Genomic DNA, 24967 nt, shown 5'->3' with positions numbered 1-24967 from the left:
GTTCAGCGGTAGCTCTGGTAGACACGCGTGCTGCCGTCGGCGAGCACCAGCAGCACGTCGTAGGGATCGCGCTGGTCGCCGTAGGCCGGGCCGTCCATGCCGGGCGAGCCGACCGGCATGCCGGGCACGGCGAGGCCCAACGCCTTGGGCTTTTCCTTCAGCAGGCGCCGCACCTCGCGCGCCGGCACGTGGCCTTCGATGGCATAGCCGCCGACCTGGCCGGTGTGGCACGAGCCCAGCCTGGCCGGCATGCCCAGCCGCGTGCGCGCGGCGGTGTTGCCCTCGTCGTGCACGCGGGTGGCGAAGCCGTTCTTGTCGAGGTGTTTCACCCAGTCCTGACAGCAGCCGCAGTCCGGGTCTTTCCAGATCTCGACCATGGGCGCGGCGGCCAGGGCGAGCGGCGTGAACGGCAGGGTGGCGGCCAGGGCCAGCAGGTTTCTTCTTTGCATGTCGATGTTCCTCGTCAGGACTTGCGCGCGGGCAGCACGCGGATGCGCCCGGCCATGCCGAGCTCGTAGTGGTCCTTCACCAGGCAGGCGAAGTCGAAATCGCCGGCGCGGTTGAAGGTCCACACCATGTCGCCGGTCTTGCCGGCGGGCACGTGCACCATCCACGGGTCGTCGTGCTCCATGTCCGGAAACTTCTTCATCATGGCCGCGTGCGCCTCGATCTCGGCCGTGGTGCCGAGCACCAGCTCGTGCAGTTCCCTGCCGCGGTTCTTCAGGCGCAGGCGCAGGGTGTCGCCCTCGCGCACCTCGATGACCGAGGGTGTGAACGTCATGTCGTCGGCCATCGCGATGTCGATGGTGCGTTTCACGGCGGCAGCGTTTCCGGCAATGCCCCAGGGCTTCTGCTCGGGGGCGAGCGCGGCGGCGTTCTTCGCCTTGGGGTCGTGGCCTTCATGGGCCGGCGAGGCGGTGGACAGTGCGGCGAGCGCAAGGGCGGCGGCAAGGCTCTTCAATATCTTGTTCATGGGTGAGCTCCAGAAAATCAGTGGTTGTGGTCGCCATGGCCCGAGGGCTTGCGCACGGTGGCGTCGGGGCTGCCGCCCGGGGTGGTGGCGGCGGGCGTGTGGCGCGTGGCCGGCGGCACGTCGGCGTTCGGCACTTCGCGCGCCACCGTGCCCGCCGGGTGCTTGAACCACCCGGGGTCGCGGTAGTCGCCGGGCTTCTGGTCGCGACGCACCTTCAGCAGCGTGAACATGCCGCCCATCTCGGCCGGGCCGAAGGGGCCGCTGCCGGCCATCATGGGCAGCGTGTTGTCGGGAATGGGCATCTCCATGCCGCCCATGTCGGCCATGCCCTTGTCGCCCATCACCATGTAGTCGGGCACGAGCTTCCTGATCTTCTCGGCCACGCCCTTGTGGTCCACGCCGATCATGGTCGGCACCTCGTGGCCCATCGGGCCCATGGTGTGGTGCGCCTTGTGGCAGTGCAGCGACCAGTCGCCTTCCTCGTCGGCGATGAACTCCATCTGCCGCATCTGGCCCACCGCCACGTCCACCGACACCTCGGGCCAGCGCGCGGTGCGCGGCACGGGGCCGCCGTCGGTGCCGGTCACCTCGAACTCGTGGCCGTGGATGTGGATCGGGTGGTTGGTCATCGTGAGGTTGCCCACGCGAATGCGCACGCGGTCGCCGCGGCGCACGTTGAGCGTGTCGATGCCCGGGAACACGCGGCTGTTGAAGCTCCAGATGTTGAAGTCGGTCATGGTGTTGACCTTGGGCGTGGCGCTGCCGGGCTCCACGTCGAAGCTGCCGAGCAGGAAGCAGAAGTCGCGCTGAACGGTGTCGATCAGCGGATGTTTCTCCTTCGGATGCGTGACCCAGAAGCCCATCATCCCCATGGCCATCTGCACCATTTCGTCGGCGTGCGGGTGGTACATGAAGGTGCCGGGCCGGCGGGCGGTGAACTCGTAGACGAAGGTCTTGCCCGGCGGAATGTGCGGCTGCGTGATGCCACCCACGCCGTCCATGCCGTTGGGCAGGCGCTGGCCGTGCCAGTGCACGGTGGTGTGCTCCGGCAGCCGGTTGGTCACGAAGATGCGCACGCGGTCGCCTTCGACCACCTCGATGGTCGGGCCGGGCGACTGGCCGTTGTAGCCCCACATGTTGACCTTGAAGCCCGGGGCCATCTCGCGCACGACGGGTTCGGCGACGAGGTGGAATTCCTTCACGCCTGCGTTCATGCGCCAGGGAAGCGTCCAGCCGTTGAGGGTGACGACGGGGTTGTAGGGGCGGCCGTTCGGCGGCGTCAGCGGCGCTGCTGTGGCGGTGGAGCTTTGCGACACGGGCTCGGGGAGGGCGGCCATCGATACGCGGCTGACGGTGCTGGCGGCGACGGCGGTGGCCGCTCCCGCGAAGAAGTTGCGGCGGTTCATTTCAGTGCCCTCCTGCCGCCAGCGCATCGCCGGCGGCAACTGCGGTCTGCAGCGCCGTCATGCCACCCGGCGAACTGCCCGTGAGCACCAGTTGCAGGTCGGTATCGGCCAGCCAGAAATCGCGTTGCGCCTCGATGCCCGCGTTCACCGCGAGCATGCTGGCGCGCGTTTCGCCGAGCAGCTCCCAAACGCTCGCGAGCATGCCGTTGTAGCGCAGCACCATCTCCTCGTTGACCTTCCTGCGCAGCGGCAACACCTCGTCGCGGTAGCGCCGGGCGATGGCATAGGCCGTGTTCCAGCCCTGCCAGGCTTCGCGCGCCTCGCTGGCGGCCAGCACGCCCACGTTGCGCACGCGCGCGGCCGACTGCAGGTACAGCGCCTCGGCCCGAGCGTTGCGGACCTGGCCCCAGTCGAAGACCGGAATCGGCAGGTCGAGCTCGAAGCCGCGCTGCGTGCGGCGCGAGCGGTCGGGCGCGCTGTCGAACTTGCTGTTGCGCGCCACGCCGAGTTCCATCGCGTTGACCACGCTCGTGGCGTGCGTGAGGCCCAGCGCGCCGGCCACCGCGGTGTTCTGCGCCTGCGCCGATCGCACGTCGAGCCGGTCGCGCAGCGCCAGCGCCTGCACGTCGCCGAGTTCGGGCGCGGCCTGGGGCAGCGGCGGCAGGCGGTCGGGCAGGGTGTAGCGGGTGCGCTCGCCGCTCAGGCCGAGCAAGCGGTTGAGCTGCTCGCGCGAGGCCACCGCTGCCTGTTCCGCGCGCGCAAGCTGCGCCGCCGCGTCGGCCAGCAGCAGCTGTTCGCGCGTGCGCTGCAGCGCGCTCCAGTTGCCGGCCTGCGCCACGCGGTGGGCGAGCTCGGCGCCGGCTTCGGCGGCCTCCTTCGCGTCGCGCAGGTACGCCACGCTCTGCTGCGCAGCCACGGCGCGCACCCAGGCGCGGCGCGTGTCGGCGGCCAGCACCAGCACGCTCTGCGCGGCCTGCAGCTTGGCCGACTCGTGCCGCTGCCCGGCCCAGCGCGCCTGCCACGGCAGCGTGAGCAGGCCCACCACGTTGAAGCGCAGCAGCCGGTCGATCTCGCGCTCGCTGCCCTCGGTCAGGCGGCTGAAGGCGAACACCGGGTTCGGCAGGCTCGCGGCCTGCACGCGGTCGGCGTCGCTGAGCTGCAGCGTGGCAAAGGCGTCCTGCACGCGCGGGCTGTGGACGAGCGCGATGCGCACGGCGGCCTCGGCGTCCAGCGGCGTGGCGAGCAGCTCGTCCACGCGCCTTTGCGAGGCCGCGTCGGGCGTGCGCTGGGCCGTGGCGCCCGCCACGAGCGGGTTGCCGCCGACCAGCGCCTGCACATCGGCGCTGCCGCCGTCCGCCGACAGACTGGCGCAGCCGGCCAGCACCGACGCGGCCGCCAGCGCGGCGGCCGACCTGATGAATGAAATACGGTGTTCACGTACGCCACGCGGGCGTGTGTCGCTATGTTGTTGATAGCAACAGATGCCGGCCAATGGCCAGCCGATAAAGGGGTTCACGCTCGATCTCCATGAGCAATACGACCAACGCCGCGAGCCCGGTTGGGCTCACTGCGGACGGACCACGGGCAGGGAGATCAGGAAATGGGTGGCTTCAGGCCCTGGGCGGGCTCTGCGCTGGCGAACCGGCTGGCATGTGCGGCGGGCGGCGCCTGGGGCGCGCCGTGCACGGTGTCGACGAGGGGCATGCCGCCGAGCGCCACCGTGTGGCAGACCTGGCAGGCGGTGCAGGTGCCGCATCCTTGGTGGTCGGCACCGGCGCTGTCGTGCGCGTCGTGCGTTGCGTGCGCAGAGGGATCGGGCATGTCGGCGGCCGCGCTCGTCTGCATGTCCATGCCGCCGTGGTCGCCGGCTTGCATCGCTTCATGGCAATGGGCTTCGGTGGCGGCCGTCGCCGTCGAGGCGGACGCGGCCGCTGCCACGGGCAGCGAGTGCTTCACCATCTCCACCGCCATCGCATCGCCCAGCCAGCCGCGGATGGGCAGCAGGGCGATCATGAGGGCGAGCAGCAGGGTGCGCATGGGGCCGGATGATAAACGCCGCCCGGCTCAGGGCGTGCTTTTTCCAGGCGGCGGCAGCGACAGTTCGCGCTCGCGCATCAGGTCGCGCAGCACATCGGGGTAGTCGGTGATGAGGCCGTCCGCGCCCGCGTCCATCAGCCGCAGCATGTCGGCGCGCTCGTTCACCGTCCAGGGCAGCACCTTCATGCCGAGCTGGTGCGCTTGCCTGATGACGGCGGGTGTCAGGTCGGCGTAGGCCGGCGACCAGGTCAGCGGGCCGGTCGCACCGCTCGCACCAGCCGCTGCGGCCTTCACCATCTGCGGCACCGAGGCGAAGCTGCCCGCGTCCAGGCCGGCCGTCCAGCGGCTGTCCTTCAGCGTGCGGGCGGTCGTGAGGTAGGCGCGCGGCAGTTGCGGCGCAAGCTGGCCGACCAGCGCCAGCGTGCGCCAGTCGAAGCTCTGCACGGTCACGCGATCGGCCATTCCGGCCTTGTCGATCTCGGCGAGCAGCGCGCGCACCATCGGCTCGGGCGCGGCGGTCTCGTCGGGCTTGGTCGGGTCGACCTTGGTCTCGATGTTGAAGTGCACCGTGGCCGCGTTCGCGCCGCGCGCCTGCACCCGCGCGAACAGCGCGGCCAGCGTCGGAATGCGCTCGCCGTCGCGCGCTCGCTGCAGCGCGAACTGCTTGCCGTAGTTGCTCGACGGGTTCAGGCGGCCCACGTCGTAGGTCTGCAACTGCGCCAGCGTGAGCGAGCGAATGGCCGCGCCGCTTTTCGGCGCGAGCCAGGCGCCGCTGGCGTCGCGCGTGTGGTCGGGGTTGAGCGAGGTGTCGTGCGAGATGACCACCACGCCGTCGGCCGTGAGCCCGATGTCCAGCTCCAGCGTGTTCACGCCCAGGTCGATGGCGTTGTCGAACGCGGCCAGCGTGTTCTCGGGCGCCAGGCCGCGGCCGCCGCGGTGGGCTTCCAGGTCGAAGTGCTGCCGGGCGGTGGGTGCGATGGACGCGCAGCCGGCCACGGCCAGGGCGGCAACAAGAAGGCCGGCGGCCAGCGATGCGTGTTTCATTTGAGCTGGACCTTGATCCCGTTGTCTTGCACCGTGATGTCGCCGATCTCGTAGGTCTTGCGCCCGACCGTGAGTTCGTCGGCCGTGAAGCTGCGCAGCACCTGGCCCTGCAGCAGCTCCTGCGCCACCACCGCGGCCACGCGCTGAAGACGCTCGGCGTCGCGGCCTTCCACGCCCTGCAGCTCGAGCCGTTCGGCCTTGGGCTGGTCCAGGCGCAGCGCGCGCGTGGCGGCGTCGTACTTCAGCGCGCTGCTGACAGACACCAGGCCCTGCACCGGCGAGGCCGCGAGCAGGGGGCTCGCGATGGTCAGCGTGGCGCTGATGGTCGCGCGGTTGGCGGCTGCGTCCAGGCCCAGCTGCGGCTCTCGCAGCCCGACCATGAAGATCTCGGCATAGCGCTCGGCCACCGGAAAGCGCTTGGCGATCTGCGCCTGCAGTTCGTCGCGGGTGGCGGTGTATTCGCTGGTGAAGAAATTGAAGCCGGCCAGCGCCGCGAACGGCGCCTGCAGCGCCGCGGCGCCCAGCAGCGCGCGCAGCATCAGGCGGCGGGAGGAAGCGGGGGGAAAGGGGCGGATGTGCATACCGCCCGGAGCTTGCCACAGCCAGGCGTCTTCCTGCCGGCAGCGCGGAAAACGCCTCAGAGCGCGCGGCGGCGCGCGCAACCGCCTCAGAGCGCGCGGCGGCGCGCGTAACGCACCACCGTCACGCCCGGCTTGGCCTGGCGCGTGGAGGGCATCACCAGCACGCAGTCGTCGTACGGCGTGGTCACGGGCTCGCCGTCGTTCCAGCCGATGACGGTGCCAGCCTGGGCGATCACTTCCAGGCCGGTGAAGGGCTTGGCAAAGCGGAAGTCCTCGCTGCGCGCGACCACCGGCCCGGTCACGTCCAGGGCCCATTGGCGCGGCGCGTCCGGCTGCAGCCAGCCCGGCAGTGCCTGGGCGATGGCCGCGTCGTCGAGCGTGCCGGCCGCGCGCAGGAAGCGCGCGCACTGGTCCTGCGCCACGGTGCGGCTGGCCGGGTCGCCGTGAAAGCCGCATTCGACCAGCAGCGCCAGCGCGTCGGTGGCCGGGTCGGCATCCGGCGCGCCGAAGCGGCCGAAGTCGCGCATGCGCACGCCGTCCTTGTGGCCCGCGTCGATCACGATGTGCTCGGGGCTGCGCAGCTGCCGCGCCAGCGCCAGGTTGCGCGGCAGCACGCCGGTGAGCGTGAGCGGCGCGGACGGTTCGTGCATCGAATGCAGGTCGAGCAGCCAGTCGGCCTGCGCCACGTGCGGCTGCAGCGCAGCGGCGCGACGGCGTTCGCGCGTGCCGCCGGCTTCGAGCCGGTCGGGCGACCACTGGCGGTTGAGGTCTTCGTCCGTGAAGCGCGATGCGTCGGCGTCCGCCGGGTCGAAACGGTCGAAGGCCTCCAGGTTGCAGAAAGCCAACGTCAGGCTGCCGCGCTGCGGGCGCACACCGGCTTCCAGCAGCCCCTTGAGCGCCCAGGCGCCGCAAACCTCGTTGCCGTGCACCAGCGCGCTGATCATCACGCGGCGCCCGGGTTGACCCGCGTCGAAACGCCAGACGCCTTCGGTGCCGGTGTTGCCGGCGCGCCAGGCGGAAATGTCGGGCGCGGGGAGTTCGAAATTGGACGCGGACAAGCTCATTCCTTGATGTTGGCGAATTGCACGATGTTGCGGTATTTGCTCGTTTCGGTGACGAGGAAGCGGTCGATGTCCAACGGCGCCAGTGGGACGACCGAACTGGTCGCTTCCATCTTCTTGCGGAAGTCGGGCGATTGCAGGGTTTCGTCCAGCGCCTTCTTCAGGCGTGCCAGCACCGGCTCGGGCAACTTGGCCGGGCCCATCAGCGCGAACCACACGCCGATGTCCATGCGCTGGAGCGCCGGGGTTTCGTTCAGCGCGGGCAGGTCGGGCGTGATGGCCGAGCGCCTGGCCTCGGTGGTGCCCAGCGCCACCAGCTTGCCGCTGCGGATGTAGGGCAGGGCGCTGGACAGCACGAACATGCCGAAGTCGATGTTGCCGCCCATCAGGTCGTTGGTGAGCGGCGCCACGCCGCGGTAGGGCACATGGGTCATGAACACGCCGCCCTGCTGCTTGAGCATTTCGCCGGCCAGGTGCAGCGAGGTGCCCACGCCCGAGCTGCCGTAGCTGTACTTGCCGGGGTTCTTCTTCAGCAATGCGAGCAGCTCGCCCGCGTTCTTCACGCCCGATGCCGGCGTGGCCACCAGCACCAGCGGTTGCGAGGCGACCAGGCCGATGGCCGTGAAGTCCTTCGGCTCGTAGCGCACGCTGGCGTTCACCAGCCTGGTGATGGCGATCTCGTTGTTGGCGCCCAGCAGCAGCGTGTAGCCGTCGGGCGCCGCATTGGCCACCTTCTGCGCGCCGATCGCGCCGCCGGCACCGCCGATGTTGTCCACGATCACCGGCACGCCCAGGCGGTGCGACAGCTCCACGCCCAGCGCGCGCGCGGTCAGGTCGGTCGAGCCGCCCGGCGGGTAGCCGACCACGAGCGTGATGGGCTTGGCGGGGTAGGAGTCGGCGAAGGCGGGGGCCGTGGCCGCTGCGGCCAGGCTGCACAAGGCCAGCGCAACACAGGAAGAGAAAGCACGGGAAAGTCGCATCGTGGCCTCGGTGTTGTAGTGAGTCCGCGAATTCTGCGAAGCCCCGCCCCGGTTCGTGGTGCCATGCTGGCACCGGTCCGTGCCGATTGGGCCCCGCTCAGCGCGCGGCCATGGCGCGCCACACGTCCTCGGCCAGCGGTCCCAGCCGGCGCTTGGGGCGGTACAGCCGCACCTCGAAGCGCACTTCCATGCGCCGCCCGCCCACGGGCACCAGCCGGCCGGCCTTGCAGTCGGCCTGCACCATCGACCACGGCAGCCACGCCACGCCCAGGCCGCGCAGCACGTATTCGTACAGCGCGTCGGCCGAATCGCATTCGATGCGGCGCTTCAGGCGCGGCGCCTGCGGGTTGTTGGCGAGCAGGTCTTCCACCAGGCGGCCCATGGCCAGCGTTCGCACGTAAGAGAGAAACGGCACGTCGCCCGGCGCGTCGAAGCTGTGCGCGGCCTGCCCCTGCGCGTCGGCGCGCGACACCGGCACCAGCTTGTCGGACGCCACGGTGACGTGCGAGAACTGCCGCCCGTCGAGACGGAAGGTGAGCGCGGAGTGATGAAAGATCAGCGAAAAGTCGACCTCGTTGTGTTCGAGCATGCGCACCGTCTCGGCCAGCGCGCCGGTCAGCACGCGCACTTCGCCGCCGCGCAGCAGGGGCTGCAGCCGCACCAGCCAGTCGGCCATCACGGTGCGCGCCAGCGTGCGGCCCGTGACCACGGTCACGGTGCGGGCCTGGCGGCCGGCCACGCTGTGCATCTCTTCGCGCGAGCTTTCGACGCCGCGCACCATCTGGCTGGCGTTTTCCAGGAAGCTCTCGCCCGCGGGCGTCAGCGCCACGGGCGAACTGCCGCGCTCCACCAGCGCCGTGCCCGCCCACGACTCCAGCGCGCGGATGCGGCGTCCGAAGGCGGGGTGCGTCACATGGCGCAGCTCGGCCGCGCGGGTGAAGCTGCGCGTTTGCGCCAGCACGATGAAGTCTTCCATCCACTTGAATTGCATGGCGCGGGTGCGGGGTGTGTGGGGGTCGCGGGAGTCAGTTGCCGAGCGGTCTTGCCGCAAGCTCGTAGCGCGCAAAGCCCCGTTCGCCCTTGTGGACCACGCTGTGCAGCGAGAAGCCGAAGCGTTCGTACAGCGCGCGCAGCGGTGCGCGGTCGGCCACGCAGTCCAGCCGCAGAAAAGGGCGACCCAGGCTGCGTGCGCGCTCGAGGGCGAAGTCCAGCAGCTGCACCGGCACACCCTGGCCCGCGCACGCCCGGCGCACCGCGAGCTTGTGCACGTACAGCGAGCTGCCGCTTTCGATCTCGGGCCAGAAGTACGGGTCTTCGAGGTCGAGCCGCACCACGCCGGCCACCTCGCCGTTCTTGCGCGCGATGAAGTAGCTGCCGGCGTCTGTGTCACGCTGGATGCGTTCTAGCGCAACGTCGGCGGCCGACCAGAGGGGCCGGCCTTCGGCGGCGATCCACTGCGCGGCTTCGTTCAACACGGCCGCGACGGTGGCGGCTTCTTCGGGGCGGGCTTGTTCTATTTGCATCTGGTTCGAGCATACCGGTGACTTTCGGGCGGCGATGTGCCTCAACCGTGCCGCACCACGTCAAAACCTTCCGCCGCCGACGGTGCAGCGAAGTGGCTGGTGATCAGGTCGAACTGCGCATCCGTCGTTTCAAAAGGGTGCTCCCCACGGGCATTGCGAGCGCGCAGTCGCTCCTTGCAGACGGCGTCGGGCACGTCCAGAAAGTGCAGCGCGTGTGCCGCACCGGTCGCCTCGAAAATGCCGCGCATCCAGCTTCTGCCGCTCACGGTGTTGGCGGGGAAGTCGAGCACCACCGACACGCCGGCGCGCAGCAAGGCGCCAACGTGGTCCGCCATGACCTTCTTCAGCCGGCCCGATGCGCGCACGTAGTCGGGCAGCTCGCGGATCTCGCCCGGGTACAGCGCGGCGAGCCAGGTGTCCTCGCTGATCAGCACCGTGGCGGGCGCTTCGGCGAGCTGCCGCGTGAGCGTCGATTTGCCGGCGCCGATCTTGCCGCAGACCATGTGCAGTACGGGGGTGGGTGTAGGCGATTGCAATGTCATCTCCTGGTGAGTCGGTATGAAAAAGAACCCCAGGAAACGAAAAACCCGCCTCGTGGGGCGGGTCGTGTGGCGTGTACTTGTGGAACCGCGCGCTAACCCACCATCTTTCGAAGGGGGCGAATAATCGACGCGGTCTGCAGGCAAGCCATGGGCCGAGGATAGCCCAGCCTGGCGCCCTCAGTCATGCAGCGACGACAGGAACTGCTTCAGCTCCGCCGTCTGCGGGTTGCCGAACATCTCCGCCGGCGGCCCCATTTCATGCACGCGGCCCTGGTGCATGAAGATCACGCGGTCGCTGACCTTGCGCGCGAAGCTCATCTCGTGCGTGACCATCAGCAGCGTCATGCCCTCGTCGGCCAGCGACTCCACCACGCGCAGCACCTCGCCCACCAATTCGGGGTCGAGCGCCGAAGTGATTTCGTCGCACAGCAGCACGGCCGGCTCCATGGCCAGCGCGCGTGCGATGGCCACGCGCTGCTGCTGGCCGCCCGACAGCTGTTCGGGCATGGCGTCGAATTTCTCGGCCAGGCCCACGCGCTCGAGCAGCTTGCGCGCCTGCGAGGCGGCTTCCAGGCTGCCGCGCTTTTTCACCAGCGTGGGCGCGAGCATCACGTTCTTGCCGACGGTGAGGTGCGGGAACAGGTTGAAGCTCTGGAAGATCATGCCCACGCGCTGGCGCAGCTCGCGCATGGCCATGGCGCTTTCGTGCAGCAGCGGCTTGCCGTCGACCGTGAGCGAGCCTTCCTGGAACACCTCCAGCCCGTTGATGCAGCGCAGCAGCGTGCTCTTGCCCGAGCCGCTCTTGCCGATGATGGCGATCACCTCGCCGCGCTTCACGTCCAGGTCGATGCCCTTCAACACCTCGTTGGTGCCGTAGGACTTGCGCAGCGCGGTGATGCGCACGATGGGGGCGCCCACCGAGGTGGCGGGTTGTTGCGGTTCAAGCACGGCGGCCATGGGTTTTCCTCTCGAGGGTCTTGGCGTACAGGCTCACGGGAAAGCACAGCACGAAATAAAGCAGGGCCACGAAGCTGAACACCACGAAGGGCTTGAAGGTGGCGTTCGAAATCATGCTGCCGGCCTTGGTGAGTTCGACGAAACCGATCACCGACGCCAGCGCCGTGCCCTTGATGACCTGCACCAGGAAGCCGACAGTCGGCGCAATGGCGATCTTCACGGCCTGCGGCATCACCACGTGGCGCATCTGCTCGCCGAAGCTCAGGGCCAGGCTGCCCGAGGCTTCCCACTGGCCCTTGGGGATCGAGGCCACGCAGCCGCGCCAGATTTCGGTGAGGAACGCGCTGGTGTAGAGCGTGAGCGCCACGCTCGCCGCGGTCCACGCCGACACGTCGATGCCGAACAGCGCAATGCCGAAGTAGGCCAGGAACAGTTGCATCAGCAGCGGCGTGCCCTGGAAGAGCTGCACGTACAGGCCCACGGCCTTGTTCGCGATCTTGCCGCCGCGCAGCCGCAGCGTCAGCAGCAGCCCGCCCACGATGCCGCCGCCGATGAAGGCGATGAGCGAAAGCACGACGGTCCAGCGCAGCGCCAGCAGCAGGTTGCGCAGGATGTCCCAGAGAGAAAAATCAGACATGGTGACTAAGCTCCGGTGTGCGGTCGGTCAGCGGCCGAAAAAGAACTTCGGTCCGGCCCAGTCGAGCAGCCGGCGCAGCGCGACCGACAGCGCCAGGTAGATCAGCGTGGCGACGATGAAGGCCTCGAACGCGCGGAAGTTGCGGCTTTGGATGAGGTTGGCCGCGTAGCTCAGCTCTTCGGTGGAGATCTGCCCGCACACCGCCGAGCCCAGCATCACGATGATGATCTGGCTCACCATGGCGGGCCACACCTTCTTCAGCGCCGGCGGCAGCACCACGCGCAGGAACACCTGCGCCTTGCTCAGCGCCAGGCTCACGGCCGCCTCGATCTGCCCCTTGGGCGTGGCCTCGATGCCGGCGCGGATGATCTCGGTGGAGTAGGCGCCCAGGTTCATCACCATCGCAATCACCGAAGCCACCTCCGGCGAGAGCTTGACGCCCGCGGCCGGCAGCCCGAAGAAGATGAAGAACAGCTGCACGATGAAGGGCGTGTTGCGGATCAGCTCCACATAGGTGCCCACCACGAGCCGCAGCCAGCGCGGGCCGCCCGAGCGGGCCCACGCGCAGAAGGTGCCCACGACCATGCCCAGCACGGTGCCCACGGCCGTGAGGCCGACGGTCCACGCCACGCCGCGCAGCAGCAGCGGCCATTCGGCGAGCACCGCCCCGAAGTCGAATTCGATGTTCATGGCCGCGTCGGTCGGTCAGGCCGGCAGGTCGCCGGCGGGCCGGCCGAGCCACTTCTTCGCCATGGCGTCGATGGTGCCGTCCTTGCGCGCGGCGGCGATGATTTCGTTGACCCTGGCCTTCAGCTTGTCCTCGCCCTTGGCGATGCCGACGAAGCAGGGGCTGTCTTTGAGCAGCAGCTTGTACTCGGCGTTGAGCTGCGGGTTCTTCTGCATCATGTCGCCCGCGACGGCGGCGCTGGCGGCCAGCGTCTGCGTCTGCCCCGAGACGAAGGCGGCGATGGTGGCGTTGTTGTCCTCGAAGCGCTTGTAGTCGAGCGTGGTGGGCGCGACCTTGGCGAGTTCCTGGTCTTCCATCGCGCCGCGCGTCACGGCCACGCTCTTGCCGCCCATGTCGGCAAAGGTCTTGATGTTCAGGCTCTTGGCCGCGAACACCGCCTGGAAGAAGGGCGCGTAGGCCGACGAGAAGTCGATCACCTTCTCGCGCTCGGCGTTCTTGCCGAGCGTGGAGATGACCAGGTCGGCCTTTCGGGTCTGCAGGTACGGAATGCGGTTGGCGCTGGTCACGGGCACCAGCTCGATCTTCACGCCCAGCTTGGCGGCAATGAGTTGGGCCATTTCCACGTCCAGGCCCTGCGGCAACATGTTCTTGTCGACCGAGCCGTACGGCGGGTAGTCGGTGGGCACGGCGATCTTGATGGTCTTGGCCTTGAGCACGTTGTCCAGGGCGTTCTGGGCGTGGGCGGCGCCCGTGGCGGCCAGCATGGCGACCGAGGCCAGTGCGAGCGCGAGGTGGCGTTTGGACGAAGAGAAGGTCATAGCAGGGCTCCTAGGTAAGTCGAAGAATCGGATTCGGAATCAGCGGAATCGGCGGGTGCACCGGCGGCCTTGCGGCGCCTGGGCTTGGGGGCCGGGGCGGCATTGGTGTTGTGCAGCGGTGCCAGCGCGTCGCGCAGTTGCGCGAGGGGGTCGGTGGGCGCCTGCACGCGCAGGGCCGACTGCACCGTGCCGATGTGCGCGCCCATCAGCGCCTCGGCGGCGGCGTGGTCGCCGCGCTCCAGCGCCGCGACGATCTGCACGTGGTCTTCGCACGACTGCACCGCGTCGTGCGTGGACTGGTAGAGCATGGCGATCAGCGTGGTGCGCGCCGTGTAGTCGCGCAGCGTGTCGGCCAGCAGCGTGTTGCCCAGGCATTCGGCCAGGCATACATGAAAGTCGCCCAGCAGAAAGCTGCGGTTGCCGACGTCGCTTTCTTTCAGTGCGGCTTTTTCCCGCTGAAGGTGCGCCTTCAATTGGCGCAGCGCGCTCTTTTCGATCTTTCCGGTGCGGCCCGCGCTTCGGATGAGTCCCAGCTCGATGACGTGGCGGGCCTCGAAGGCCTCACGCGCCTCGTCCTGCGAGGGCTCGATGACGAACCAGCCGCGTCGCGCACTCACCGTGACGATGCCGCGCGCCGCCAGCCGGGTCAGGGCTTCCCGCACGATGGTGCGGCTGCAGTCGAACAGCATGGCCAGCTGCTGCTCGCCCAGGCGCGAACCCGGCGCAAGCTTTTGCGCCATCACCGCTTCGACGATGCGTGCACTGATTTCGGATGCGGAGATGGCCATGGTCCTGCATATCAGCAGCTTCTGTGCCAACTGGTATGCAAGATGTGTGCACCAAAAAGAAGCCGGCTGCCCTTTTGCAAGGGGAGCCGACTTTGGGGTGCACTGTGCCGCGAGGCCTGGCGCCTAGAACTTCGTCGGGAAGTTGCCGTCCTGGAATCCGGGGATCACGCGCTGGAGTTCTTCGACGCGCTCCGCAGTGCAGAACGCGGGGTTGGCCTTGCTTTTCATGGCATGGAAGTCGATGCCGATCATTTCGTGCGTCATTTTGTCCTGCTGATACTTCGCGATCAGCGCCGCCATGGCCTTGGGCTGGTCGAAGGGCAGGCCGCAGGTCCTGGCCGCACCGAGCCGCGACCATGCGAACTGCAGGTTCGGGTCCCACCCGATGGCATCGACGCCGGTGAAGCCCTTGTCGTAGTGGTACTCGTAGACGTTCGGCTTGATGTCATAGGCGGTCATGCCGCCCTTGCCACGGTAGCTGCCGTAGTCCGCCGCGAGCGATGCCTGGCTGGCGACGGCCGCGAGCAGCAGAAGGGCGATGTGTTGTGCGTTCTTCATCCTGAAATTCTCTCTGTGTGTCCGATCGGCCGGTTCATTTGCCAGTGAATGCCTCGGCGTCGAAGCTGTACCGGGACAGCAGTTCCTTGTAAGGCGGCTTGCGCAGAGAGTCGATCTGCTGCTCGCGGTCGCCCGGCTTCCTGTTCTCACCGAAGAGTTCGCGGCCGCGGTTCAGGTCCTTTTCGGCCCGCTCGCGGTTGCCCATGGCGTCGTATGCGAACGCGCGCTGCATGTAGGCCCATGCATAGCCCGGCTGGTAGGTCAGGCCTTCCGTGAGCGTCTCGACGGCCTCGGGCCATTGCTTGAGATTGTTCAGGGTCCAACCGAGGTGGTAGTAGATCGGCATGCCTTCAGGCGTGCCGCGGCCGGTCATGCCGATGCGGTCGGCCTGCATCTTCCGAAGCGTCTCGAGCGCCTTCCCGGGTTGCCCTGAATCGCGGTACAGGGACGCGATGTTGATGAAGTCCCAGGCCGTCTTGGGTGGCGACAGGCGCTGCGCCTGTTCGATGTCCGCAATGGCAGCGTCGTACTGCTCGAGTTGCTTGTGCGCGTGGCTGCGCATCCGCAGCGCGAGGCTCTTCATCAGGTCTGTCTGCGGGCCTTCGTCGGCGCAACGAGTCCAGAGCGTGATCGCACGCTCAGGGTCCTCGTAGGCGTCCTTGCCGGCGCTCAGGGGAAGCGCCGCAGCGATGCGGCATACCGCAAGGCCGGTAGCGGGGCGCGTTGCGCAGCCGGTAAGGGCCAGCCCGAGGGCGGCGATGAGGATGAGTTTCTTCATGGCGGGCTTGCTCATGGGTGAAGCGAAGCCGGCAGGTCGGGGCGAACGCGGTCCAGCAGCGGTGGCATGACGGAGCCCTGCAGGGTGCAATACAGCTTGGTGCGACCGGTTCTTTCATCGGTTTCGATGGTCAATGCCCGCTCGACCGTGCCCCTGGCGGTCACCGTGCCGTTCTCGCCGCCACGGCGCCATTCGTCGAGCGGGTCGCCGATGCGCCGGTTCTCGGAGCGGGCCCAGTCCGAGCCCCGGATCTTCAGCACGCGCTGTGCCGGCTGCAGCAGGCGGTTGATCGCGGTTGCGGTTGCATCGGTGCTGCCTTCGACGTCGAAGCCCCACCAGATGAAGGCGCCCGCCGTTGCGTCGTAGCTCACCTCGTTGTGCCAGCCGGCCAGGCGCAGGCCTGCGACATCGATGGGCTTGGCGAAGGTCTGGTCACGTCCTTTTTCGGACAAGGGATCGGCCACTTTGGGCGCAGCCGCGGCGCCGGTCATGGCAACTTCGACGCCCGGGCCGAGCAGCCGCGGCGTCTTGCCCAGAAGCGTAAAAAAGGACGAGTCACATTGCGCGAACGCGATGAGCGCCGCCTGGGTGTCTTGCGTATCGGGCGCGAGGCTTGCCGCCCCGGTGCCGGCCGCCATGGCCGACATGGATGCTGCGCAAAGGCAGCTCAGAAAGGCCGTCCGGCGCCTGAGGCCGGCATGAGTTCGTTTTTTGCGCATGGCGCGATTTCCCCCGTGTTGTTTGCGTTCACCTTGGCATGCCGGGCAATTCGATTCGCCTCGGCGTGACCAAGTGCAGGGAAATGTAAACGGCGTTACGGCGCGTTTGGAGAGCCGCAGCCGAATCGGTCCGTACAACTGCGGCTAAGTTCGCGTCCACACTCTCGATTCGCTGTGGGGCGCGAGCGCGTGCAAGACACTTGCGCGGTCGACATGACCGAAATGGCAGTGGTCGCGGCGGCCGACTTCCACCGGCTGGTGGCCGAGCATCCCGACGTGCACATGGCCTTCACGCGGCTCGTGAGCCTGCGGCGCTACCGCAATCGAGCTGCTGAGCCGCACGCAGCTGGAGCGGCACGCGGCCAGGCCCAGCTGAGCGCCGGAAACCTTCAGTCCATCCGCGCGCCGGACGCCTTCACCGCCTGTTCCCAGCGCGGCGTCTCCGTCGCCAGGAAGCGCGCGAAGTCTTCGCTGCCCAGGAAGGCCGGGTCCGCGCCCTGGCTCACCATGCGGTCGCGCACCTCGGGGCTGGCCAGCACCTGCCTGAACGCATCGCTCAGCTTGGCGACCACGTCGCCGGGGGTGTTCTTCGGTGCCAGGAAGCCGTAGAAGCCCACCATCTCGAAGCCCTTCACGCCCGACTCGATCACGGTCGGCACGTCGGGCAGGGCGGGGTTGCGCTCGCGGCTGGTCACGGCCAGCGCGCGCACCTTGCCCTGCTTGTGGTAGCTGGCCGCCTGCGGAATGGACTCGGCCATGAACTGCACCTGCCCGCCCATCAGGTCTGTGAAGGCCGGCGCGCTGCCTCGGTAGGGGATGTGCACCATGAACAGGCCGGTCGCGGTCTTGAACATCTCGGGCACCAGGTGGCTGATGCCGCCGTTGCCGGCCGAGCCGTAGTTGACCTGGCCGGGCCGAGCGCGGGCGTAGTCGATGAACTGCTTGAGGTTCTGCACCGGCAGCTTGGGCGTGACGAGGAGCGCCAGCGGCTGCATGGCGGTGCGCGCGATGGGCACGAAGTCGCGCTGCGTGTTGTAGGGCAGCTTGCTGTAGAGCGCGCCGTTGATCACCGCCACGCCGGTGTTGGCCAGCATCAGCGTGTAGCCGTCGGCGGGGCTCTTGGCGACCGCGTCGGCACCCACCGATCCACCGGCGCCCGGCTTGTAGTCGACGATCAGCGGCTGGCCGAGCACGGCCTGCAGCTTGTCGAGCAACAGCCGCGCGTGCTGGTCGAGCGGGCCGCCGGCGGGAAAGCCGATGACGACCTTGATCGGCTTGTCGGGGTAGGCCGCCAGCGCGGTCGTGGCGAGCGCGCTCGTGGCGAAAGAAAGGGCCGCGAGCGCGGCCCGGATGGGGGTGTTCATGATCCGTCTCCTTGTTGTGGAGCGGATCATAAGCAGCCCGGTCAGGCGGCCAGCGTGGCCTTCAGCGTGATCTCGGGCACGCTCGCCAGCGCCTTCGACAGCGGGCAGCCGGCCTTGGCGGCCGCTGCGATTTCCTGGAACTTGGCTTCGTCCAGGCCGGGCACGGCGGCGTCGAGCTCCAGCTGGATGCGATCGATCTTGAAACCGGCGCCGTCCTTGGCCAACCGCACGGCTGCCTTGGTGTCGATGCGCGTGGCGGCCAGTCCCGCCGCTTCCAGCGCGAACGCGAAGGCCATCGTCAGGCAGGCGGCATGCGCCGCGCCCACGATTTCCTCGGGGTTGGTGCCGCGCTTGTCGTCCTCGAAGCGGCTGGCGAAGCCGTAGGGGTAGTCTTTCAGCGCACCGGTCTCGGTGCTGACCTGGCCCTTGCCGGTCTTGCCGGCGCCTTCCCAGTGAACGCTTGCGTGCTTGTCTGCTGCCATGTCGGTTCCTTCAGTCGGTGGGTGGATGAAAAGAGAACTTCAGCTTCGCCCCTGGAGCGGCGCTTGTCTGTAGTCGCACGGCGCGCGCTGCATGCACTGCGAACGGGCGCAGTGTGAGACAAAAGGGCGTCGCCAATGTGACGCTACGGGGGCTTCCCCGCTGGGAGAGGCGGCCCCGGCGGCTTAGGCTGGGGCGCTGTCCGCTCTTCTTTCCCGCCTGTTCTCACCATGCAACAACGCCCGCATCACAAGTTCTGGCCCAAACGCCTCCCGCACTCGATCACCGTCCCCGCCACCTCGCTCTGGCACAACCTGGCCACCTCGGCCGCACGCTACCCCGACAAGCCCGCGCTGGTGTTCTTCGGCCGCGTGCTCAGCTACCGCGATTTCGCGGCCCAGGCCGAGCGCTTGGCCGGTGCGCTGCATGCGCTGGGCGTGCAGCGCGGCGACCGCGTGATCCTGGACATGCAGAACTGCCCGCAGCTGGTGATCGCGCATTTCGCGATCCTGCGCGCCAATGCCGTGGTGGTGCCGGTCAACCCGATGAACCGGGCCGAGGAGCTCAAGCACTACATCACCGACCCCGACGCCAAGGTGGCCATCATCACCGGCGACCTGGCCGGCGAACTGGCCAAGGCCAGCAACGCCCTGCCGCCCGGGCAGCAGCTCGCGCACATGATCGTGACCCAGTTCACCGACGCCTTCGACGCCGACGTGTCCGGCGACGACGCCCCTGCACCGGCCTGGAAAGACTGGCTCACCACCCGCCACCCCCTGCCCGAGCTGGCCAACGGCAAGACGCTGGCCTGGACCGACGCACTGGCCGCCGACCACACGCCGCCCGCGCACGTGGTGGGTGCCAACGACATGGCGCTGCTGCCGTACACCAGCGGAACCACCGGCCTGCCCAAGGGCTGCGTGCACCACCACTCGAGCCTGATGCACAACGCGGTGGCCGGCCAGATGTGGGGCGGCTCGACGTCCGAAGCGGTGGTGCTGGCCGTGGTGCCCATGTTCCACATCACCGGCGTGGTGAGCATGATGCACACGGCCGTGCTGGCGGCGGCCACGCTGGTCGTCATGCCGCGCTGGGACCGCGACGTGGCCGGCCGGATGATCTCGCGCTGGAAGGTCACGGCCTGGACCAACATCCCGACCATGGTCATCGACCTGATGGCCAGCCCCAACTTCGCGAGCTACGACCTGTCGAGCATGAACTACATCGGCGGCGGCGGCGCCGCGATGCCGCAGGCCGTGGCGCAGCGCCTGTTCGAGCAGTACGGCCTGAGGTACCAGGAGGGCTACGGCCTCACCGAGACCGCCGCCCCGTCGCACACCAACCCGTCGGACAACCCCAAGCAGCAGTGCCTGGGCATTCCGTTCATGAGCACCGACGCGCGCGTGGTCGACCCCGACACGCTGCAGGAGATGCCCGTCGGCGAATCGGGCGAGATCATCATCCACGGCCCCGAGGTGTTCCAGGGCTACTGGAAGCGCCCCGACGCCACCAAGGCCGCCTTCGTCGAGTTCGAGGGCAAGCGCTTCTTCCGCTCGGGCGACATGGGCCGCGTGGACGAGGACGGGTACTTCTTCATCACCGACCGGCTCAAACGCATGATCAACGCGAGCGGCTTCAAGGTGTGGCCGGCCGAGGTCGAGCTGTTGATGTTCCGCCACCCGGCCATCCAGGAGGCCTGCGTCATCTCGACCAAGGACGACTACCGCGGCGAATCGGTCAAGGCCGTGGTGGTGCTGCGCGCCACGCACAAGGACACGACGGAGCAGCAGATCGTCGACTGGTGCCGCGAGAACATGGCGGTCTACAAGATCCCGCGCAAGGTGCAGTTCGTCGATGCGCTGCCCAAGAGCGGCAGCGGCAAGGTGATGTGGCGGCTGCTGCAGGAGGCCGAGGCCTGAGCGGCGGCGGCGCGATGCGGTCGCCTTGTCTTGTGGTGTGATTTCGTGCGTGCGTTGACCGTCTGAGACTACAGCGCGCTCGCTCGCGGGGCTGTACGGTTCGCGTTTTCACAGGAGTCGCCATGCCTACAAGCCCGCAGAGCCATACGAATACGATCGTCCCGACCCGCCGCACATTCCTGACGACATCCCTGGCTGTGTGCGCGGCAACGGCGCCGTGGCCGGTATGGGCGGCGGGGCCGTCGGCGAAGAAGAAGCAGCAGGAGCCCGAAGCGTCCGATGGCCTGGACAAGCTGAATGCACAGAACAGCACACCGGTGCTCGCGCAAGGTTCCAAGGGCAGCGCGGTGGTGCGCGCGCAGATCCTGCTGGACCGCGTGTGGTTTTCGCCCGGCGAGATCGACGGGGGGTTCGGCGCCAACATGCGGCGCGTGGTGTCGGCCTACCAGGAGGCCAACGGCCTCTCCACCACCGGCAAGGTCGACGCCGCAACGTGGGCAGTGCTGACGAAAGAGGCAGCGCCCTTGTTCGAGTCGTACACCATCACCGACAAGGACGCGGCCGGCCCCTTCACCCCGACGCCGGCCGCGATGGCCGAGCGCGCGAAGCTGAAGTCGCTCGACTACCAGAACCTGAAGGAAGCGCTTTCGGAGCGCTTCCACATGGCACCGCGTCTTCTGGCGGACCTGAACAAGGGCTCGGGCTTCAAGGCCGGCGATGCGATCGTCGTGGTCGGCGCGGCAACCGATGCCGACGCGCGCGTGGTGGCCGCGGCCAGGTCCATCCGCATCATGAAGGGGGACCACATGCTCTTCGTGCTGGACGGCAAGGGCGCACCGCTCGCGGGATTCCCGATCAGCATCGGCGGGCCGCTCGATCCGCTGGAAGTGGGGAAGATGAAGATCACCAACGAGGTGAAGAACCCCACGTTCACCTACAACCCGGCGATCCTGAAAAAGGGCGTGCCGGCCGATGCACAGAAGGTCGACATCGCGGCGGGGCCCAACAACCCGGTGGGCAACATCTGGATGGGGCTTTCCAAGCCGCACTGGGGCATTCACGGCACGCCGTCGCCTGAGCGCGTCGGTCACGAAGAGACGAACGGCTGCATCCACCTGACCAACTGGAACGCGGCGCGGCTTTCGCAGCTGGCGAAGGCCGGGTTCGCGGTCGAGGTTCGGGCCTAGCCATGCGCGGGGTGATCTTCGGAATGCGCCTGCTCGCGGCGTGCACGTGGGGTGCCTGCTTTTGGCTTGCCGGCCTGGGTGTCGCATCGGCTCAGGGCGTTGCGCCCGAGGACGGCGCCGCGCTGCTGGCGGCGCGCGGCATTGCGATGCCCATCGAAGGCGTGCCGGGTCGTGCGCTGCACGACACCTTCACCGACGGGCGCACCGGCGGCTCGCACGAGGCACTCGACATTCTTGCGCCGCGCGGCACGCCGATTCGCGCCGTGGACGACGGAAAACTGGTCAAGCTGTTCACCAGCGTGCCGGGCGGGCTCACGGTCTATCAGTTCGATGCGAGCGGCCGGCTGTCTTACTACTACGCCCACCTCGACCGGTACGCGGAGAACCTGCGCGAAGGAATGCCGCTGCGAAGGGGCGACGTCATCGGCTATGTCGGCACGACGGGCAATGCACCGCCCGATGTGCCGCACCTGCACTTCGCCGTCTTCGTGCTCGACGCGGACAAGCGCTGGTGGAAAGGCACGGCGATCAATCCGTACACGGCGTTGCGGCAGTTGCCCTAGTTCGGCTTTCGGCTTCTCCGGGGCGTTGCGGGTGTTGCCTTACCAGCGCACCTTCACACCCAGGCTCGCCTGCACGCCGCCTTTGGTTCGCGTGTCGCCGCCCGAGGCCCACAGCTTGCCCAGCTCCGCATACAGGCTCGTGCTCTCGGTGAGTTGCAGCGTGCCGCCGGCCGCCAGCTCGGTGCTGGTGCCGCCGGTGCGCGTGGCGATGTCGGTAGAGCCCGCAGGGCCCACGAAGCGCGTGATGTCCGTGCCGCTGCCGCTGCGGTACACGTTGAAGCGCACGTAGGGCTGGAGCAGGCCTGCGCTTGTCGCGATCTCGCCCTTGACCCGCACGCCCGCGCGCACAAGCCAGCCGTCGTGGCTGTTCTGCTGCACCACGGCGCCGGAGATGCCGTTGTCGTCCAGGCGCACGCGCTGGTGCACCAGCTGCAGCTGCGGCTCGATGGTCCAGTTCGGCGCAATGGCGAAGGCCTGGCCCACCTCGACGGAGGCCAGCAGGCTGTCGCCCTTGCCCGAGCTGCCGAAGCTGGCCGTCGGCGACACGGTGTAGCGGTGGCGCCCGGCCTGCAGCACGCTGTCGACGTACAGGCCGCCGTCGTTCTTCCAGGTGGCATACGCACCGAAGAACTGGCTGCGCAGGTCGTTGGAGCCCACGGCCAGGTTCTGCACGCCGCTGGCGAAACCGCTCACGCGCATGTCGCCGTCGAGCTGGCCGACGTACACGCCCACGCGCCAGTTCGGGTCGGCCCACAGGTCGGTTCCCGCCTGGAAGCCGGTAAGGCGACCTTCGCTGGTGGGGCTGACGGTGCCGGTCTGGCCGATGGTGCGGTCGGTGCTGATGACGCGGCCCCAGGCCTGGCGGTAGCCTTGTTCGGCAGACGCGGTGTTGGCGCCGCTCGGTCCGTCGTCGCCCACGCGCTGGTGCAGGTTGCCCAGCATCGCCAGGCCGGCCTGGCGGAACTGCTCGGGCAGCGCGGCGTAGAGCGGTACTTCGGCGCGGTAGGTGGGCACGACGATGCCGGCCGCGGCCGTGCCTGTACCGGTCGCGCCCGCAGTCGCGGCAAGCGGGGTGCCGGTGCCGGTGGTCGTGACCGGGTCTGTTGCCGTGGTGGTGCCCGGCGGCGTGACGGTGGTGGTCGAGCGCAGGTACCAGTTCTGGCCCGCGCCGCTGGCGTCGGCCGCATACAGCCGGTACTCGTAGGCACCGGCATCGACGTGGCCGCCCGACAGGGTGAAGGCGTTGCGGGTGGTCTGCGCCGTGGTGGTGGCGCCGTTGATGGCGCTGATCACCTCGATGCCGTTGCCGGCGGTGAGCGCCCCCAGGCCGCCCAGGTTGACGATCTGCACGTTGGTGGTGCCGCTGGCAATGGCGGTGCCCCCGCTGAGCACCAGCCGGTCGCTCACGCTGCTGCTGTTGCCCAGCACGGTGCCCAGGCGCAGCGTGCCGCCGTTGCCGACCCACGGGCCGGTCACGGTGAGCGTGGTGCCGGGCACCGTGCCAAGCAGCGACACGGTGCCGGCGTTGGTCACCGACGCCACGGTCTGGCTGTGGCCGGCCAGGTCCAGCGTGGCGCCCGAGGCCACGTTGAACGCGCTCGCGCTGCTGAAAGTGTTGGCCACGCCGGCGCGCAAGGTGCCGGCCGCGACGCGGGTGGCGCCGCTGTTGGTGTTGGCGCCGCTCACCGTCAGCACGCCCGCGCCGGCCTTCACCAGATCGCTGGCGCCGGAGATGGGCCCCGTCCAGCTCAGGCTGTTGCCGTTGGTGTCGATGGTGCCGGTGCCCCCGAGGATCAGCGCGTTGGGTACGCTCAGGCCGTTGGCCCCGGCGATCACGCTGGCGGTGGCGCCGGGGTCGATGGCAATCGCGCCGACAAGCACGCCGCCCGGGCTCAGCGTGAGGCTGTTGCCGCCGGCGGTGAATTGAACGGCCGACGCGCGGGTGACGCCGTCGCCGCCCAGCCCGCCCGAAATGGTGCCGGTGTTCGTGACCGTGAGGTTCGAGCCCCGCACGCCGGCACCACCCGCGCCGTTCGCGCCGTTGGTGCCGCCGTTGTTGGCGAGCCCGCCCGCGCCGCCGGCACCGCCTGTGATGCTGCCGGTGTTGGCGATGGTGGCCGAGGTGCCCGTGGACGACAGGCCCACGCCGCCGTCGCCGCCCGCGCCCGGTGCGCCTGTGCCGGTGGCGCCACCGCCGCCGTTTCCGCCCGCCCCGCCGGCGCCGCCCGAGATCACCCCGGCGTTGTGCGCGGCAATGGTGCTGCCGACCAGCGTGAGGCCAATGCCGCCGGCCCCGCCGCCGCCGCCCGACGCATTGAGCTGGCTCGGCAGCAGGTTGGTGCCGCCGGCACCGCCCACGCCTCCGGCAATGGTGCACAGGTTGGTGAACGCCAGCCCCTGCGTGGCGGCGTTCACGTAAAAGCCGCCGCCGCCGCTGCCGCCGCCACCGGCCTGCGAGAAGGCGTTGCCGCCGACGCCTCCCGCGCCGCCGATGGCCGGCCCTGCCGAGGTGTAGCTGAGGAGCGGGGCATCGAGGATGGCGCCGTAGCCGCCTGCACCGCCGCCGCCCGCGGCCCAATAGCCCTGGCCACCCGCCCCGCCGGCACCGCCGGTGTGGCTGTCGGTGGACCCGCTGAGGTTGTTGGGGATCGACGCGCCCTGGAAGCCGCCACCGCCGCCGCCCCCGTAGCCATTGCCGTTGAGCGCATCGCCGGTCTGCGACTGGCCGGCGCTGCCGCTCGCCCCCTGGAACGCGCCCGGGCCGACGATGTTGCTGGTGGTGCCCGCCGCGCCGCCCGTGCCCGCCGTGGCCCCGGCGAAGGTGCCCGTGTTCGCATTGCTGCCGGCCGTGACGCCGGCGGGGGTCGACGAGCCGCCGTTGCCGCCGCTCGCGTTCACGCTCGCATCGTTGAGCGCGCCGTTGCCGCCGGCGCCGTCGCTGCCGCCGGCCCCCGCATGCAGCAGCGCAGCGCCCACCGGTTGGCCGCCTGCGCCGCCTGCCGCCATGGCCGGCCCGGCGCACAGCAGTGCCGCCGCCGTGGCGATCGCACCCAGGTTGCGGCCCTTGCGGACACTGCGGGAAGACCGTGCGTGATCGCTATGGCCGCGTGCGGCTTCGTCGATGGCCACGCTGGCGCCATGCGTGGGATTCCACAGAGTTCCATAGATCTTGTTCATGGCCTCAACCTGTTGCTTCGATACCTGATGGGGCAGGCGCCCACGTGCGGCTGCAGTGGGCTGCGCCTCCACGTCACGTGATTTCCGAAATACAAGTTGAAAATGTAAGAACGGGTAGAAAACCGCGGTATGCCCGATAGGCGGTACCCCCCGCATGCCGTGTGCGGGTGTGTGGCGCGAGCCCGGT

The 24967-nt window shown here is 69.0% G+C and carries 26 protein-coding genes; 3 read left to right on the top strand and 23 right to left on the bottom strand.

Annotated features, from left to right (window positions below; translation table 11 throughout):
• Positions 1 to 2 precede the first annotated feature (2 nt).
• The 22 genes from ACSFA5_RS12500 to ACSFA5_RS12395 all read right to left on the bottom strand — a co-directional run bounded on the left by ACSFA5_RS12500 (position 3) and on the right by ACSFA5_RS12395 (position 17936).
• The gene (locus tag ACSFA5_RS12500; RefSeq protein ID WP_435444353.1) at positions 3 to 449 is read right to left on the bottom strand and encodes a DUF411 domain-containing protein; all 447 of its coding nucleotides are present in this window, start codon (positions 447 to 449) and stop codon (positions 3 to 5) included.
• 14 nt (positions 450 to 463) lie between these two features.
• A complete protein-coding gene (locus ACSFA5_RS12495; RefSeq protein WP_435444352.1) occupies positions 464 to 973 on the bottom strand; it encodes a cupredoxin domain-containing protein in 510 nt (169 codons plus the stop codon).
• Between the two features lie 17 nt (positions 974 to 990).
• Positions 991 to 2379, bottom strand: a complete 1389-nt coding sequence (locus ACSFA5_RS12490) for a multicopper oxidase family protein (protein WP_435444351.1) — start codon at positions 2377 to 2379, stop codon at positions 991 to 993.
• A 1-nt stretch (position 2380) separates the two neighbouring features.
• Positions 2381 to 3895 (bottom strand): TolC family protein, encoded by a 1515-nt coding sequence (locus ACSFA5_RS12485; RefSeq protein WP_435444350.1) that lies wholly within the window; start codon positions 3893 to 3895, stop codon positions 2381 to 2383.
• A gap of 77 nt (positions 3896 to 3972) precedes the next feature.
• Positions 3973 to 4416, bottom strand: coding sequence for a hypothetical protein (locus tag ACSFA5_RS12480; RefSeq protein WP_435444349.1), 444 nt, complete (start codon positions 4414 to 4416; stop codon positions 3973 to 3975).
• Between the two features lie 27 nt (positions 4417 to 4443).
• Positions 4444 to 5460, bottom strand: coding sequence for a glycerophosphodiester phosphodiesterase (locus ACSFA5_RS12475; RefSeq protein ID WP_435444348.1), 1017 nt, complete (start codon positions 5458 to 5460; stop codon positions 4444 to 4446).
• Positions 5457 to 6041: a DUF1439 domain-containing protein gene (locus ACSFA5_RS12470; RefSeq protein WP_435444347.1), complete on the bottom strand. Its 585-nt coding sequence runs from the start codon at positions 6039 to 6041 to the stop codon at positions 5457 to 5459. The genes ACSFA5_RS12475 and ACSFA5_RS12470 overlap by 4 nt, the downstream gene beginning before the upstream one ends.
• An 86-nt stretch (positions 6042 to 6127) precedes the next feature.
• Positions 6128 to 7105 carry a M14 family metallopeptidase gene (locus ACSFA5_RS12465; RefSeq protein ID WP_435444346.1) on the bottom strand — a complete coding sequence of 326 codons (978 nt, stop codon included), beginning with the start codon at positions 7103 to 7105 and terminating at the stop codon, positions 6128 to 6130.
• Positions 7102 to 8082 (bottom strand): Bug family tripartite tricarboxylate transporter substrate binding protein, encoded by a 981-nt coding sequence (locus ACSFA5_RS12460; RefSeq protein WP_435444345.1) that lies wholly within the window; start codon positions 8080 to 8082, stop codon positions 7102 to 7104. The genes ACSFA5_RS12465 and ACSFA5_RS12460 overlap by 4 nt, the downstream gene beginning before the upstream one ends.
• Before the next feature lie 97 nt (positions 8083 to 8179).
• Positions 8180 to 9073, bottom strand: a complete 894-nt coding sequence (locus tag ACSFA5_RS12455; RefSeq protein WP_435444344.1) for a LysR family transcriptional regulator — start codon at positions 9071 to 9073, stop codon at positions 8180 to 8182.
• Between the two features lie 34 nt (positions 9074 to 9107).
• Complete coding sequence (locus tag ACSFA5_RS12450; protein WP_435444343.1) at positions 9108 to 9605, bottom strand: GNAT family N-acetyltransferase; 498 nt, start codon at positions 9603 to 9605, stop codon at positions 9108 to 9110.
• Between the two features lie 41 nt (positions 9606 to 9646).
• Positions 9647 to 10147 (bottom strand): P-loop nucleotide/nucleoside kinase family protein, encoded by a 501-nt coding sequence (locus ACSFA5_RS12445; RefSeq protein ID WP_435444342.1) that lies wholly within the window; start codon positions 10145 to 10147, stop codon positions 9647 to 9649.
• Positions 10148 to 10324: 177 nt separating this feature from the next.
• A complete protein-coding gene (locus ACSFA5_RS12440; protein ID WP_435444341.1) occupies positions 10325 to 11104 on the bottom strand; it encodes an amino acid ABC transporter ATP-binding protein in 780 nt (259 codons plus the stop codon).
• Positions 11088 to 11741, bottom strand: a complete 654-nt coding sequence (locus ACSFA5_RS12435) for an amino acid ABC transporter permease (protein WP_435444340.1) — start codon at positions 11739 to 11741, stop codon at positions 11088 to 11090. The genes ACSFA5_RS12440 and ACSFA5_RS12435 overlap by 17 nt, the downstream gene beginning before the upstream one ends.
• Positions 11742 to 11768: 27 nt before the next feature.
• Positions 11769 to 12431 (bottom strand): amino acid ABC transporter permease, encoded by a 663-nt coding sequence (locus ACSFA5_RS12430; protein ID WP_435444339.1) that lies wholly within the window; start codon positions 12429 to 12431, stop codon positions 11769 to 11771.
• Positions 12432 to 12446: 15 nt separating this feature from the next.
• Positions 12447 to 13247: a transporter substrate-binding domain-containing protein gene (locus ACSFA5_RS12425; protein WP_435444338.1), complete on the bottom strand. Its 801-nt coding sequence runs from the start codon at positions 13245 to 13247 to the stop codon at positions 12447 to 12449.
• Positions 13244 to 14035 carry a GntR family transcriptional regulator gene (locus ACSFA5_RS12420; RefSeq protein WP_435444337.1) on the bottom strand — a complete coding sequence of 264 codons (792 nt, stop codon included), beginning with the start codon at positions 14033 to 14035 and terminating at the stop codon, positions 13244 to 13246. The genes ACSFA5_RS12425 and ACSFA5_RS12420 overlap by 4 nt, the downstream gene beginning before the upstream one ends.
• Before the next feature lie 123 nt (positions 14036 to 14158).
• A complete protein-coding gene (locus tag ACSFA5_RS12415; protein WP_435444336.1) occupies positions 14159 to 14593 on the bottom strand; it encodes a hypothetical protein in 435 nt (144 codons plus the stop codon).
• Between the two features lie 34 nt (positions 14594 to 14627).
• Complete coding sequence (locus ACSFA5_RS12410) at positions 14628 to 15371, bottom strand: tetratricopeptide repeat protein (RefSeq protein WP_435444335.1); 744 nt, start codon at positions 15369 to 15371, stop codon at positions 14628 to 14630.
• 11 nt (positions 15372 to 15382) lie between these two features.
• On the bottom strand, positions 15383 to 16090 hold the full coding sequence (locus ACSFA5_RS12405) for a hypothetical protein (protein ID WP_435444334.1): 708 nt from the start codon (positions 16088 to 16090) through the stop codon (positions 15383 to 15385).
• Positions 16091 to 16479: 389 nt separating this feature from the next.
• Positions 16480 to 17454 carry a Bug family tripartite tricarboxylate transporter substrate binding protein gene (locus tag ACSFA5_RS12400; RefSeq protein WP_435444333.1) on the bottom strand — a complete coding sequence of 325 codons (975 nt, stop codon included), beginning with the start codon at positions 17452 to 17454 and terminating at the stop codon, positions 16480 to 16482.
• A gap of 41 nt (positions 17455 to 17495) precedes the next feature.
• Positions 17496 to 17936: an OsmC family protein gene (locus ACSFA5_RS12395; protein ID WP_435436432.1), complete on the bottom strand. Its 441-nt coding sequence runs from the start codon at positions 17934 to 17936 to the stop codon at positions 17496 to 17498.
• A gap of 228 nt (positions 17937 to 18164) precedes the next feature.
• Here ACSFA5_RS12395 and ACSFA5_RS12390 point away from each other — a divergent pair, with 228 nt between their 5' ends.
• From ACSFA5_RS12390 to ACSFA5_RS12380, 3 genes are all read left to right on the top strand, one after another.
• Positions 18165 to 19853 (top strand): long-chain fatty acid--CoA ligase, encoded by a 1689-nt coding sequence (locus tag ACSFA5_RS12390; RefSeq protein ID WP_435444332.1) that lies wholly within the window; start codon positions 18165 to 18167, stop codon positions 19851 to 19853.
• Between the two features lie 122 nt (positions 19854 to 19975).
• Positions 19976 to 21040: a L,D-transpeptidase family protein gene (locus tag ACSFA5_RS12385; RefSeq protein ID WP_435444331.1), complete on the top strand. Its 1065-nt coding sequence runs from the start codon at positions 19976 to 19978 to the stop codon at positions 21038 to 21040.
• A 2-nt stretch (positions 21041 to 21042) separates the two neighbouring features.
• Positions 21043 to 21603: a M23 family metallopeptidase gene (locus tag ACSFA5_RS12380; protein ID WP_435444330.1), complete on the top strand. Its 561-nt coding sequence runs from the start codon at positions 21043 to 21045 to the stop codon at positions 21601 to 21603.
• A gap of 39 nt (positions 21604 to 21642) precedes the next feature.
• Here ACSFA5_RS12380 and ACSFA5_RS12375 read toward each other — a convergent pair whose 3' ends face one another.
• A complete protein-coding gene (locus ACSFA5_RS12375; protein ID WP_435444329.1) occupies positions 21643 to 24780 on the bottom strand; it encodes an autotransporter family protein in 3138 nt (1045 codons plus the stop codon).
• Positions 24781 to 24967: the final 187 nt, after the last annotated feature.

Origin of the sequence: Variovorax monticola (assembly GCF_051216855.1) — a bacterium.
Taxonomy (GTDB): Bacteria; Pseudomonadota; Gammaproteobacteria; order Burkholderiales; family Burkholderiaceae_C; genus Variovorax.
This window is presented reverse-complemented; position numbering and strand designations above follow the sequence as displayed.

Bases quoted from the DNA above. Each gene is read 5' to 3' on its own strand.
- ACSFA5_RS12470 (WP_435444347.1), bottom strand. From the start codon at position 6,041: ATGCACATCCGCCCCTTTCCCCCCGCTTCCTCCCGCCGCCTGATGCTG.
- ACSFA5_RS12380 (WP_435444330.1), top strand. From the start codon at position 21,043: ATGCGCGGGGTGATCTTCGGAATGCGCCTGCTCGCGGCGTGCACGTGG.
- ACSFA5_RS12460 (WP_435444345.1), bottom strand. From the start codon at position 8,082: ATGCGACTTTCCCGTGCTTTCTCTTCCTGTGTTGCGCTGGCCTTGTGC.
- ACSFA5_RS12435 (WP_435444340.1), bottom strand. From the start codon at position 11,741: ATGTCTGATTTTTCTCTCTGGGACATCCTGCGCAACCTGCTGCTGGCG.
- ACSFA5_RS12425 (WP_435444338.1), bottom strand. From the start codon at position 13,247: ATGACCTTCTCTTCGTCCAAACGCCACCTCGCGCTCGCACTGGCCTCG.
- ACSFA5_RS12475 (WP_435444348.1), bottom strand. From the start codon at position 5,460: ATGAAACACGCATCGCTGGCCGCCGGCCTTCTTGTTGCCGCCCTGGCC.
- ACSFA5_RS12495 (WP_435444352.1), bottom strand. From the start codon at position 973: ATGAACAAGATATTGAAGAGCCTTGCCGCCGCCCTTGCGCTCGCCGCA.
- ACSFA5_RS12440 (WP_435444341.1), bottom strand. From the start codon at position 11,104: ATGGCCGCCGTGCTTGAACCGCAACAACCCGCCACCTCGGTGGGCGCC.
- ACSFA5_RS12455 (WP_435444344.1), bottom strand. From the start codon at position 9,073: ATGCAATTCAAGTGGATGGAAGACTTCATCGTGCTGGCGCAAACGCGC.
- ACSFA5_RS12500 (WP_435444353.1), bottom strand. From the start codon at position 449: ATGCAAAGAAGAAACCTGCTGGCCCTGGCCGCCACCCTGCCGTTCACG.
- ACSFA5_RS12375 (WP_435444329.1), bottom strand. From the start codon at position 24,780: ATGAACAAGATCTATGGAACTCTGTGGAATCCCACGCATGGCGCCAGC.
- ACSFA5_RS12490 (WP_435444351.1), bottom strand. From the start codon at position 2,379: ATGAACCGCCGCAACTTCTTCGCGGGAGCGGCCACCGCCGTCGCCGCC.
- ACSFA5_RS12430 (WP_435444339.1), bottom strand. From the start codon at position 12,431: ATGAACATCGAATTCGACTTCGGGGCGGTGCTCGCCGAATGGCCGCTG.
- ACSFA5_RS12420 (WP_435444337.1), bottom strand. From the start codon at position 14,035: ATGGCCATCTCCGCATCCGAAATCAGTGCACGCATCGTCGAAGCGGTG.
- ACSFA5_RS12415 (WP_435444336.1), bottom strand. From the start codon at position 14,593: ATGAAGAACGCACAACACATCGCCCTTCTGCTGCTCGCGGCCGTCGCC.
- ACSFA5_RS12480 (WP_435444349.1), bottom strand. From the start codon at position 4,416: ATGCGCACCCTGCTGCTCGCCCTCATGATCGCCCTGCTGCCCATCCGC.
- ACSFA5_RS12405 (WP_435444334.1), bottom strand. From the start codon at position 16,090: ATGCGCAAAAAACGAACTCATGCCGGCCTCAGGCGCCGGACGGCCTTT.
- ACSFA5_RS12395 (WP_435436432.1), bottom strand. From the start codon at position 17,936: ATGGCAGCAGACAAGCACGCAAGCGTTCACTGGGAAGGCGCCGGCAAG.
- ACSFA5_RS12450 (WP_435444343.1), bottom strand. From the start codon at position 9,605: ATGCAAATAGAACAAGCCCGCCCCGAAGAAGCCGCCACCGTCGCGGCC.
- ACSFA5_RS12410 (WP_435444335.1), bottom strand. From the start codon at position 15,371: ATGAAGAAACTCATCCTCATCGCCGCCCTCGGGCTGGCCCTTACCGGC.
- ACSFA5_RS12390 (WP_435444332.1), top strand. From the start codon at position 18,165: ATGCAACAACGCCCGCATCACAAGTTCTGGCCCAAACGCCTCCCGCAC.
- ACSFA5_RS12465 (WP_435444346.1), bottom strand. From the start codon at position 7,105: ATGAGCTTGTCCGCGTCCAATTTCGAACTCCCCGCGCCCGACATTTCC.
- ACSFA5_RS12385 (WP_435444331.1), top strand. From the start codon at position 19,976: ATGCCTACAAGCCCGCAGAGCCATACGAATACGATCGTCCCGACCCGC.
- ACSFA5_RS12400 (WP_435444333.1), bottom strand. From the start codon at position 17,454: ATGAACACCCCCATCCGGGCCGCGCTCGCGGCCCTTTCTTTCGCCACG.
- ACSFA5_RS12445 (WP_435444342.1), bottom strand. From the start codon at position 10,147: ATGACATTGCAATCGCCTACACCCACCCCCGTACTGCACATGGTCTGC.